The organism is Ruminococcus sp. (genome assembly GCF_017650195.1).
Lineage (GTDB): Bacteria > Bacillota > Clostridia > Oscillospirales > Ruminococcaceae > Ruminococcus.
This window is the reverse complement of the sequence record NZ_JAGCFH010000230.1, coordinates 1-11,362: the sequence shown is the minus strand read 5'-3', so window position 1 is coordinate 11,362 and position 11,362 is coordinate 1. Positions and strand designations below refer to the sequence as shown.

The following is an 11,362-nucleotide window of genomic DNA, read 5'->3' as shown; positions in this document are numbered from 1 at the left end:
TAAATACAGAGATATATATATTAAAAGTGTAGAATGAACAAAAGAAGGAAACAAAAAAGTGAAATGTAAAATGCTAACTTGCATTATGCAGGCACAGCGGTTTTCTTTTAAGTTCTAAAAATTTTTCGGAATCAATAGGGTTAAGTGTCATTATCCGTATATGAACATATTTGTTTTCACGGATTCGTTTTGGTGATGCTTTGCTCAGGGACAGATTATCTGTTATTTCCGCATTATAACGCAGAACAAAATGAGAAAACAGCAGTGTCTTTTTATTTATTTCAGCAAACGGACAAGTTTGAGAATATAGATAAAGGACAGTTGCGTTTGGGTCATGCATTCTGATAAATAAAAATTACGGCGCGGACAGCGCTTATATATACAGGTGGAGAAATAAACAAATAACCTGAAACAGATAAAAAAATAAAGAAACACAGATATATTATTTCAGTGATGTAGAACAAATATCGGAGGATATGTATAATGAAGGAGAAGAAAAAATGTCGGCTCAGAACAGACCGCGTTTTTCTCGCAATGGGTGTGATCGTTGTGACCCTTTTCGGTGCGGACGGGCTCAGAAGAAGTCTTTCGAGTCAGCAGCCGAATAATATAAAAGTCAACGGGGATTTCCGTGGTTTGGAAGAACCAGTAGAGACTTCGACTGGAAGCAGTCTGTCGTACAGTACAGTGGATCAGATGACAACTGCTTTTGAAGGTATCAAGTACCTTGGGTACTCCGAGAGAGAACTTGATAAAAGCGAGTCTTCAAACGGTATTCTTGCTGTTTACACCGAAGATAGTCCTGCAAGCGAAGCGGCTCAGAAGCTTATGGTCGATCTTGCAGATGAAAAAAATGATTATTATCTCCTTTGCGGTGAGCATATATATTTGAATAAGGATGCTGCGGAAGCGCTTAACAATATGATGGAAGCCTATGCGAATGAGACTTCGTTAGCAGATTTTATCGTATACGGCACTACAAATACATATACAGGCGGCGATTCTTTATGCCCGAAGTCGTTTGCCGAGTCAAAGTCCGGATACTGTATAGATCTTGCACTTAAAGCTTACGGCTCTGTTATAACTTATGATGGAAATGATTACGAGAGTTGGGTGGTGGATAACTGCTGGAAATACGGCTTTATCGTAAGATATCCTCAGGGTAAAAAGAATATTACCGGCGATGAATATTGTCCGTGGCATTTAAGATATGTCGGAGAGATTAATTCTGCTATAATGAAGCAGAAGGATATGTGTCTCGAAGAGTATGTTGATTTTCTTGAGCAGTATAGCTTTGACGATCCGTATACATTTGCTTTTAATGGAAATGGTTATCAGATCTACTCCGTTACAGGAGCTGGGGAGAAGCTCGTCACAAGAGTCCCTATATCTGGAAACTATGAAATTTCAGGCGATAATAACGACGGATTCATTATAACTGTCCATAAGAACTAATAATTCAGAGCGGCTTCATAGCCGCTCTTTTTCATTTCCTTTGCTATTTTGGCATATACTATTTTGAGGTGAGGAAAATGAAAAGATTTTTTGTTACAGTTATTATTTTCACGGCTTTTATATGCTTTTCGGCTTTATGTATAGGTGCTGATGTTATAGAGAATAAGGAAGCCACAGCTTATATACTTATGGAACCTGAAACCCAAACTGTTCTTGATGAAAAGAATTCGAACATGCGGTTAAACGCAGGATTTCTTTCAAAACTTATGAGCGTGTTACTTGTTGCTGAACGAATCAACAGCGGAGAATTACAGATGGATGAGATACTGACTGCATCTGATGATGTAAAAAATACAAAAGGAGCTGTTATATGGCTTGAACAGGGAGATAAAATGTCGGTAGATGAGCTTCTGAAAAGTGTTATTGTAGGTAATGCCAATGATGCGATGACAGTACTTGCCCAAAGAGTATCCGGTGATGTGCAGACCTTTGTTATGGATATGAATGCAAGAGCTTTCGATCTAGGCCTCAGGAATACAAGATTTGTTTCACCTTATGGTTATTATTCTACAGAGGAGTACTCTTCGGCTTATGATATTGCAGTTATTTGCTCTGAGCTTTACAAATATTCTTTTTTGACTGAGTATTTCTCTATATGGCGTGATTTTGTCAAAGATGGAAAGGTTGAATTGGTAAATGAGAACAAGCTTTCAGCAAAATACAGTCTGCATATCGGATTCAAGGCAAGCCATTCCGCTGAGAGTGGTTATTGTATTGCTGAGGGAGGCAGAAATGATAGTGGTAACACATTTATCGCTGTTTCTTTAGGAAATGATACCGAAGATGATGCATACAAAAGTATAAAAAGTCTTCTCAAGCAGGGATTTAGTAATTATAATGTTACTTTAACAATGTTCCCAGATGAAATGCTCATGCCGCTCAATGTTATGAACGGTACAGAAAGTGCTGTTGAAATTCATATTTATGAACAAGGAAAAGCAGTTGTTCCAAGAAATAATGGAGACTTGATAACTAAGGTCGTTATCCCGGGATATATAAACGCCCCTGTATATATTGGTCAACCAATTGGATGCGCGGCATTTTATAGCGGAGATACTCTTGTATACGAGGCGGATATAGTAACTTCCGAGGCTGTTCCTGCGCTTGACCTTAAATATGTGCTGATTGCAATGTTGACGAAATTGCATGAATAATAATGCTGAAATAGGCAGAATTGCACAAATGTTGAAAATGTTACGTAAAGGTACTTGAAAAAAATCCGAAAATATAGTATCATAAAGATGGTAAATTATATTGTATGGATTGCCATACATATTGGAGGTAAATTTTAATGTCTTTGAAACTCAACACCAAATATTTGAAGGACTTTGTCAATGCTGACGAACTGACCGGTATCAAGGCTCAGGTTGAAGCTGCTGCTCAGTCGCTTCAAAACAAGACTGGTCTTGGCAATGACTTTTTAGGCTGGGTAGATCTTCCTACAGCCTATGATAAGGAAGAATTTGCACGTATCAAGGCTGCTGCCGAGAGAATTAAAGCAAATTCGGAAATTCTTATCGTTATTGGTATCGGTGGTTCATATCTTGGCGCAAGAGCTGCTATTGAGCTCCTCAAATCGCCTCTTTACAACAATATGAAAAAAGATACGCCCGATATCTACTATGTAGGAAACAGTATTAATCCTGCTTATTTAAACGAGATCATTGCTCTTTGTGAGGGCAAGGACTTTTCGGTAAATGTTATATCAAAATCAGGTACTACAACAGAGCCTGCTCTCGCTTTCAGAATATTCAAAAAGATGGTCGAGGACAAGTATGGCAAGGAAGAGGCTAAGAACCGTATTTTTGCCACTACAGATAAGGCAAGAGGAACTCTTAAGAATCTCTCAGATGCCGAGGGCTATGAGACCTTCGTTATTCCGGACGATGTAGGAGGACGTTTCTCAGTCCTCACAGCTGTAGGCCTTCTACCTATTGCTGTAGCTGGTTGTGATATTGATGCTCTTATGAAGGGCGCTGCTAAGGCACAGGCTGATTTTACAGCTGATTTTGACAACAATGACTGCTATAAATACGCTGCTCTCAGAAATATCCTTTACAGAAAGGGTAAGTCTGTTGAAATGCTCGTTTCTTACGATCCAAGTTTTGTGATGATGTCTGAGTGGTACAAGCAGCTCTTCGGAGAAAGCGAAGGTAAGGATAATAAAGGTATATTCCCGTCAGCTGCTGTATTCTCAACAGATCTTCATTCTATGGGACAGTATATCCAAGATGGAGCAAGAATTCTCTTTGAGACAGTTGTTGATATCAAGAAGCCCAAGACAGATCTCTTCCTTGAGCCTGACGCTGAAAACCTCGACGGTCTCAATTTCCTGACAAATCAGAATATGTCTGTAGTTAACAGAAAAGCGTTCGAGGGTACTGTGCTTGCTCATACAGAGGGCGGCGTTCCGAATATCATACTTGAGCTTGATGATACGACAGAAGAAAATGTTGGTTATATGATATATTTCTTTGAGAAGGCTTGTGCTATCTCAGGCTATGTGCTTGGAGTAAATCCTTTCAACCAGCCTGGTGTTGAAAGCTATAAGTCAAATATGTTCGCACTTCTTGGCAAGCCCGGTTATGAGGGTGCTAAGGCTGCTCTTGAAGCTAAACTCGGCTGATAGTCTGTTTAGTCTTTATACAAAATATAATACGTCATAAATGCCACAAGGCACGGAAGGAGTAAATTATGATTAAGCTTATTACAGGAAAAAAAGGTACAGGAAAAACCAAGATACTCATTGATCAGATTAACGAGGCAGTAAAGTCAACAAACGGTAATCTTGTATGTATCGAAAAAGGCGATAATATCAGACGTTCTATCAGTTTCAGAGTAAGATGGTGTGATACAGAGAGCTTTTCAATTGAAGGCACAGAAGCATTCTATGGCTTCGTTGCAGGTATGCTTGCTGGAAACTATGATATCAAGGATGTTTTCGTTGACGGTATCCTTAAGATAGTTGGCCGTGATTATAATGCACTCGGCTCACTTTTTGAGAAACTTGATAAGCTAACAGGTGAGGAAGCAACAATAGTATTTACAGTTTCAGCAGATGATTCTGAGCTTCCTGAAAGCGTTAAGCAGTTTATCAAATAATTCTCGTTTAAGAACGAAATTTTTACACTGAACTATTGACATATCCAGGTGTTTGGTGTATAATATATTTTATAGTGCTCTGAAGGATTATAATATGAAAATCAATTTAAAGCAGATATTCGATATAGTTGGTGAGAAGAAAGATTTCTCCTATGAAATACCGCCTGAGGAGTTCAGTGAAATTAAAGGTTATATCTTTAATTCGCCTGTAAATCTTAGCGGAAAGCTCCATAACAGAGCAGGAGTTGTTTACCTTGATTATTCTGCAGTATTTAGGCTTCTTCATACGTGTGACAGATGCCTGAAAGAATTTTCAAGGGATTATGATCTCTCATTTGACCATATTGTTGTTCCTTCCGTCAGCAATGAAGACAATGATGATTATGTCGTAGCGGACGGCGAGAGCATTGATTTGAATGAAATTGCGCTGACAGATATGCTTCTCAGTCTGCCGACAAAGATACTGTGCAAGGATGACTGCAAGGGACTTTGTTTAGTCTGCGGTTGCGATCTTAATGAAAAACAGTGCGATCATCTTAATAATAATGAGCTGTGAAGCTCTGTAAGGAGGTGCCAGAATGGCTGTACCGAAGAGAAAAACTTCCAAGGCAAGACGTGATAAGAGACGTTCAGCAGTATGGAAGCTTGAAGCACCCGCAATGTCAAAGTGTGACAACTGCGGCTCATATAAGGCTCCGCATAAGGTTTGCAAAAACTGCGGATTCTATAAGGGCGTTGAGGTCCTTAAGATCGACGCTGAATAATCGGCTTGATCCGATAAAAGAGAAGGAGAGGAGGAGTGAACCTTCTCTCCTTTTTAAGTTTTTTGGAGAAGATATATGGTTAAGATCAACAGCGTTATGCATGGCTCTCCGGCAGACCTATCCGGAGTAAAAAGTGGCGATATACTCGTTGAAATAAATGGTCATGGTATAAAAGACGTACTTGACTATATGTACTATGCTGCCGATACAGATATAACAGTAAAGCTTGAAAGAAATGACAAGCCGCTTACAATAAATATTTCCAAGGACGAATATGACGATCTCGGGCTAGAATTTGAAACTTTCCTTATGGATCAGAAGCAGTCATGCAGCAATAAATGCGTTTTCTGCTTCATTGATCAGATGCCGCCCGGTATGCGAGAGACCCTTTATTTTAAGGACGACGACGCAAGACTGTCTTTTTTACAGGGTAACTATGTCACACTGACCAATATGAAGCAGGAGGACATAGACAGAATCATCGAAATGAAGCTGAATATCAACGTTTCAGTACATACGACCAATCCTGAACTCAGAGTAAAAATGATGCATAACCGTTTTGCTGGCGAGAAGCTTAAGTTTATTCGTCAGCTCGCTGAAAATGGTATAAAGCTTAACTGTCAGATAGTATGCTGTCCCGGACTTAATGACGGCGATGAGTTGAGAAGATCGCTAACTGATCTCGGTGAACTCATGCCAAATATTACAAGTATGGCTGTTGTTCCTGTAGGACTGACAAAATTTAGGGAAGGTCTGTATCCGCTTGTCAGCTTTACAAAAGAAACAGCTGGGGATACTATAGATATTATTGAAGAATTCCAGCAAAAATTTCTGAAAAAATTCGGGACAAGGACTGTTTTTCCTTCGGACGAGTTCTATCTTATTGCAGAAAGAGAACTTCCGCAAGTAGAGGTCTACGAGGATTTTTCACAGTATGAGAATGGCGTCGGTATGCTTCGTTCTCTAATCGATGAATTTGAAAAAGCGCTTGATATAGCTGAGTGGGAAGGCGGAGAGCGTTGCGTGTCCATAGCAACGGGTTATTCTGCTTTTAATACCATAAAAATGCTTGCAGAGATGGCAGAGAATCGATTTCCGCTGCTTAAATGCAATGTATATCGCATAAGAAATGATTTTTTCGGTGAAACTATTACAGTTACCGGACTTATAACCGCTCAGGATCTTATAGCTCAGCTCAAAGGAAAAGAACTTGGAGATGAGCTACTGATATCATCTTCCATGCTTAGGCGCGACTCGGATGTTTTTCTTGATGATCTTACAGTTGCAGATGTGGAAAGAGAGATAAATGTTAGTATAAAATCGACAAACAGCGACGGTTATGAGCTTCTAGACGCAATAATGGGAGTAACTTATTGAAATAGCGATAAATAATTCTAATTTATTTGTTTTGAAAATTTGAAACATTTTTTGTTTTTTGAAATACACTTAATAATAATATTTAAAAGAAAGGAGAGGACGTCAATGTCATTACCTATAGTTGCAGTTATCGGACGACCTAACGTCGGAAAATCAACGCTTTTCAACAAGCTTATTGGACAGCGTCTTTCGATAGTTGAGGACACTCCCGGTGTTACACGAGACCGTATTTATTCAAAATGTGAATGGCGAGGCAAAGAGTTCATGGTCGTTGACACAGGCGGAATTGAGCCTGACAGTAACGATGTTATTCTTTCTCAGATGAGAAGACAGTCGGAGCTTGCGATAGAAAAGGCCGATGTTATTGTATTTGTTACTGATATACGTTGCGGAGTCACTGCTGATGACTATGCAGTAGCCCAGATGTTACTCAAAAGCGGCAAGCCGGTAGTTCTTGCAGTAAATAAAGTTGACACTCTCGGAGATCCTCCTTTGGAATTATATGAATTTTATAATCTCGGACTTGGAGATCCATATCCTATTTCTTCTGTACACGGTCACGGTACGGGAGATATGCTGGATAAGGTCTATGAAAGCCTTCCGGACAGCGAAGAAACAGTGTATGATGAGGATCATATAAAAGTAGCTGTAATAGGCAAACCAAATGCAGGAAAATCCTCTCTTATCAATAAGATCGCAGGAGAAGAACGTGTTATTGTTTCGGATATAGCTGGAACTACACGTGATTCAACAGATACTGTTATTGAAAACGAATTTGGAAAGTTTGTTTTTATTGATACGGCTGGTATCCGTAAAAAGTCAAAGGTCACAGAAAAAGTAGAGCATTACAGTGTTCTGAGAGCATATATGGCTGTTGACCGCGCTGACGTGTGCGTTATAATGCTCGATGCAACAGAAGGCTTTACAGAGCAGGATTCAAAGGTAGCAGGATATGCGCATGAACAGGGAAAAGCCTGTGTCGTAGCTGTAAACAAATGGGATCTTGTAGATAAGGACGATAAGACGATGCAGGAATTCAGAACAAAGCTGGAGAACGATTTCAGTTTTATGTCTTATGTACCGTTTGTTTTTATATCTGCTAAGACAGGACAGCGTATAAATAAGCTTTATGAACTTATAAAATATACATTTGAACAGAATAGTATGCGAATCTCGACTGGTATGCTGAACGATGTGCTTGCTTATGCGACAACAAGAGTCCAGCCTCCGTCAGACAAGGGTAGAAGACTGAAGATATACTATATGACACAGCCTTCAACAAAACCGCCTACATTCGTTACATTTGTTAACAGAGCCGATTTGTTTCATTTTTCCTACAGAAGATACATTGAAAATCAAATACGTTCAACATTCGGTCTTGAAGGAACACCAGTTCGTTTCATAGTCCGTGAAAGAGGAGGTAATGATAAATAATGAAAATCTTTATTACTTTGCTTGTCAGCGCAGGACTTGGTTATTTTCTCGGAAGTCTCAATTTTTCTATTATCGTAGTCAGAATGATGACCGGAAGAGATATACGTGATATGGGTAGCAGAAATGCAGGACTTACAAATACATTCAGATGTACAGGCAAAACCTGTGCTCTGTTGACACTTATTGGTGATCTACTTAAGGGAATAATAGCTGTTCTGCTTGCAAGAGGCTTCTGTCATCTTATGAATACCGGTCTCATGCCTGGAAATGATACGCATTATATTGGCTATATAGCTGGTTTCTTTGCGATAATAGGTCATGTATTTCCGATTTATTATGGCTTCAAGGGTGGAAAGGGCGTTCTTGTAGGCGCAGCTTCCTTCATCGCAGTAGATTATAAGGTATTTATTGCACTTTTGGCAATATTTGTTGTTATGCTTGCACTTTCCAGATATGTTTCGCTTTCGTCTATTATTGCCACAGCCTACTGTCCTATTGCAACACTGCTGATGTCGCTTATCGTTGATAATTATGCTTTTAGCAGAAGCTTGCTTTATATGGTCTTATCGTTGCCTATGGCGGCAGTGGTTATATGGATGCATCGCTCAAATATTCAGAGGCTTATTGAAGGAAATGAGAATAAGTTCTCGTTTCACCGCATAGAAATAGGCAGGGACTGATATATTGAGAGGAGTTGAGCATTATGGCAAATATAGTTATACTTGGTTCCGGTGGATTCGGTCTCAGTCTTGCTATAATGGCTGAGCATTGTGGAAAGCACAAGGTCACAGTATGGTCAAAGTTTCAGTCAGAGATAGATGAAATACGTTCGCACGGCGAACATATACAAAAGCTGCCTGGTGTGCCTGTATCGGAAAGTATTGCCATGACAAGTGATATATCATGTATAAAGGGCTGTGATATGCTGTTTTTTGGTATTCCTTCTTCTTTTGTAAGAGATGTTGCAAAAGCGGCGGCTCCCTTTGTTGATGATAATATGGTCGTTGTAAATACAGGAAAGGGTCTTGAAGAGGGAAGTCTTAAAACCCTTAGCGAAGTGATCTGCGAGGAGATAAAGACTGATAAAATGGTAGTCTTATCAGGTCCCTCCCATGCGGAAGAAGTCGCAAGATGTGTCCCGACCACTATCGTTGCCGCTTCCGAGAACCGTAATGCAGCAGAGTATGTACAGCGCGAATTTGGCAATCAGTATCTCAGGATATACCTGAATGACGATGTAAAGGGTTGTGAGATTGGTGGAGCGCTAAAAAATATCATTGCTTTGTGTGTTGGTATATGCGACGGTCTCGGTTATGGTGATAATACAAAGGCAGCACTTATGACGAGAGGTATTCATGAGATAGCACGTCTTGGAAAAGCCTGCGGAGCAAATCCTAATACCTTCAGCGGACTTACCGGATTAGGCGACCTTATAGTAACTTGTACAAGTATGCACAGCCGAAACAGACGTGCCGGTATACTCATAGGTCAGGGCGTATCGCCTGAAGAAGCAGTAGAACGTGTAGGTACTGTCGAAGGATATTTCTGCTGCAAGGCTGCATATTCACTGGCCAAACAGAAGGGTGTTTCAATGCCTATTACAGAACAGCTCAATGAAGTACTTTTCAACGGCGGAGATATAAGACTGGCACTTGGTGCTCTTATGAATCGTCCGCTCAATTCTGAGGAAATATAGTCTATACCGATCAAGGAGTGAACTTAATTGATAAAGATCTGCGATTACAGAGGTCATATACGCAATTGGCGCGAGCTTTGCAGTGAGCTTAACATAGGAAAGGATCTTTCACGTGAAGAACGTGAAAAGGAGATTATAATAAGAGCTTATGAAAAATGGGGCAGGGAAATGGCTGACCATTTTTACGGTATGTTTGCTTTTGCTCTGTTTGATACTGAGGAAAACAAATATTTCTGCTTGAGAGATCAGTTTGGCACAAAGCCGTTCTACTACTACATAACTAAAGACAACAGACTGCTTTGCGGAACAAATATCAGCAGGATAATAGGTCAGGAAGGCTTTGTAAAGGAGCTAAACTTAGATATGCTCCAGATTTATATGACGTTGACCTACGTAGCCGGAGAGGATACCTTCTTCAAGGGGGTAAAGAAGCTCATGCCAGGACATTGGCTTGAATTCAAAGACGGAGTTCTTACTATAGAGCGCTACTGGGCCCCTGAATTCAAACCTGACGATTCCAAGACTCTTAAAGAGTGGGCAGATGAGATACACGAGACACTTGGAAATATTTTTCATGAGGTAAAAGACGATAACGAGACAGCCGAATCATTCCTTTCTGGCGGTGTTGATTCATCATATGTTCTTGCTATGTCTGACGCAAAAAGAGCTGATTCCTGTGGCTATGATGAAGAAAGGTTCGACGAGTCGCGTGTGGCAGCAAAGACAGCCGAGCTTCTCAATGTTGAGCACAGTATTGCCAATATACAGCCAAAGGACTTTTTTGATATTGTACCATTTGTAATGTACAACATGGAGCAACCTCTTGGCGATGCTTCAGCAATTGTTTTTACCCTAGGTTGCAAGGCAACTGCCGCACATACTAAACTATGCTACTCAGGTGAGGGTGCAGATGAGTTCTTCGGCGGCTATAATATGTACCGTAATGCTGAGCGTTACGGAGATAACCTCAAAACCTTCTATGTTGGAAATACCAATATCATGAAGGAAGATGAAAAACAGAAGATACTCAGGCATTATAACCCTGATGTGCTTCCGATAAACCTTGTGAAGTATATATACGACGAAACTGAAGGCCTTGATCCGCTTACAAAGATGTCAGACGTTGATATACAGATCTGGCTAGAAGGTGACATTTATCTGAATGTAGACAAAATGAGCACTGCTTTTGGACTTGAAATACGTATGCCTCTTACAGATCTCAGGATATTCGATATTGCTTCACGTATGCCTTCAAAATACAAGGTAAATGATGAAACGAACAAGGTCGCATTCAGGACAGCTGCGTCAAAGGTTCTTCCTGAGGAGATTGCTTTCAGAAAGAAGCTCGGTTTTATAGTTCCTATCAGAATATGGCTTGCTGATGAGCGTTACAATTCTGATGTGCGTACGAAATTCAGCAGTGATATGGCTGCTCAATTCTTAAATCTTGATGAGATAAACGCTATTTTTGATG

General features: G+C 40.1%; 11 protein-coding genes. All 11 read left to right on the top strand.

Annotated elements, in window-relative coordinates:
- Window positions 1–483: 483 nt before the first annotated feature.
- Window positions 484–1,455: a D-alanyl-D-alanine carboxypeptidase family protein gene (locus J6U00_RS10665; RefSeq protein ID WP_296581700.1), complete on the top strand. Its 972-nt coding sequence runs from the start codon at window positions 484–486 to the stop codon at window positions 1,453–1,455.
- Window positions 1,456–1,532: 77 nt separating this feature from the next.
- Window positions 1,533–2,669: a serine hydrolase gene (locus tag J6U00_RS10660; RefSeq protein WP_296581698.1), complete on the top strand. Its 1,137-nt coding sequence runs from the start codon at window positions 1,533–1,535 to the stop codon at window positions 2,667–2,669.
- Between the two features lie 137 nt (window positions 2,670–2,806).
- Entirely contained in the window at window positions 2,807–4,141 is a 1,335-nt protein-coding gene (locus J6U00_RS10655) for a glucose-6-phosphate isomerase (RefSeq protein WP_296581696.1), read from the top strand.
- A gap of 68 nt (window positions 4,142–4,209) precedes the next feature.
- Complete coding sequence (locus J6U00_RS10650) at window positions 4,210–4,617, top strand: hypothetical protein (RefSeq protein ID WP_296581694.1); 408 nt, start codon at window positions 4,210–4,212, stop codon at window positions 4,615–4,617.
- 94 nt (window positions 4,618–4,711) lie between these two features.
- Window positions 4,712–5,173 (top strand): DUF177 domain-containing protein, encoded by a 462-nt coding sequence (locus J6U00_RS10645; RefSeq protein WP_296581692.1) that lies wholly within the window; start codon window positions 4,712–4,714, stop codon window positions 5,171–5,173.
- Window positions 5,174–5,195: 22 nt separating this feature from the next.
- Window positions 5,196–5,381 (top strand): 50S ribosomal protein L32, encoded by a 186-nt coding sequence (gene rpmF, locus J6U00_RS10640; RefSeq protein ID WP_296581690.1) that lies wholly within the window; start codon window positions 5,196–5,198, stop codon window positions 5,379–5,381.
- A gap of 75 nt (window positions 5,382–5,456) precedes the next feature.
- Entirely contained in the window at window positions 5,457–6,758 is a 1,302-nt protein-coding gene (locus J6U00_RS10635) for a DUF512 domain-containing protein (protein ID WP_296581688.1), read from the top strand.
- A gap of 105 nt (window positions 6,759–6,863) precedes the next feature.
- Complete coding sequence (gene der / locus J6U00_RS10630) at window positions 6,864–8,192, top strand: ribosome biogenesis GTPase Der (protein ID WP_296581686.1); 1,329 nt, start codon at window positions 6,864–6,866, stop codon at window positions 8,190–8,192.
- A complete protein-coding gene (gene plsY, locus J6U00_RS10625) occupies window positions 8,192–8,872 on the top strand; it encodes a glycerol-3-phosphate 1-O-acyltransferase PlsY (protein WP_296581685.1) in 681 nt (226 codons plus the stop codon). The genes der and plsY overlap by 1 nt, the downstream gene beginning before the upstream one ends.
- A gap of 23 nt (window positions 8,873–8,895) precedes the next feature.
- Window positions 8,896–9,888, top strand: coding sequence for an NAD(P)H-dependent glycerol-3-phosphate dehydrogenase (locus J6U00_RS10620; RefSeq protein ID WP_296581683.1), 993 nt, complete (start codon window positions 8,896–8,898; stop codon window positions 9,886–9,888).
- Window positions 9,889–9,915: 27 nt separating this feature from the next.
- The coding region (locus tag J6U00_RS10615) for an asparagine synthase-related protein (RefSeq protein ID WP_296581680.1) at window positions 9,916–11,362 on the top strand (1,447 nt) is incomplete at its 3' end.

Excerpts from the sequence above, each read along its gene's own strand:
- J6U00_RS10665 (WP_296581700.1), top strand. The coding sequence starts at position 484 with ATGAAGGAGAAGAAAAAATGTCGGCTCAGAACAGACCGCGTTTTTCTC.
- J6U00_RS10660 (WP_296581698.1), top strand. The coding sequence starts at position 1,533 with ATGAAAAGATTTTTTGTTACAGTTATTATTTTCACGGCTTTTATATGC.
- J6U00_RS10655 (WP_296581696.1), top strand. The coding sequence starts at position 2,807 with ATGTCTTTGAAACTCAACACCAAATATTTGAAGGACTTTGTCAATGCT.
- J6U00_RS10650 (WP_296581694.1), top strand. The coding sequence starts at position 4,210 with ATGATTAAGCTTATTACAGGAAAAAAAGGTACAGGAAAAACCAAGATA.
- J6U00_RS10645 (WP_296581692.1), top strand. The coding sequence starts at position 4,712 with ATGAAAATCAATTTAAAGCAGATATTCGATATAGTTGGTGAGAAGAAA.
- rpmF (WP_296581690.1), top strand. The coding sequence starts at position 5,196 with ATGGCTGTACCGAAGAGAAAAACTTCCAAGGCAAGACGTGATAAGAGA.
- J6U00_RS10635 (WP_296581688.1), top strand. The coding sequence starts at position 5,457 with ATGGTTAAGATCAACAGCGTTATGCATGGCTCTCCGGCAGACCTATCC.
- der (WP_296581686.1), top strand. The coding sequence starts at position 6,864 with ATGTCATTACCTATAGTTGCAGTTATCGGACGACCTAACGTCGGAAAA.
- plsY (WP_296581685.1), top strand. The coding sequence starts at position 8,192 with ATGAAAATCTTTATTACTTTGCTTGTCAGCGCAGGACTTGGTTATTTT.
- J6U00_RS10620 (WP_296581683.1), top strand. The coding sequence starts at position 8,896 with ATGGCAAATATAGTTATACTTGGTTCCGGTGGATTCGGTCTCAGTCTT.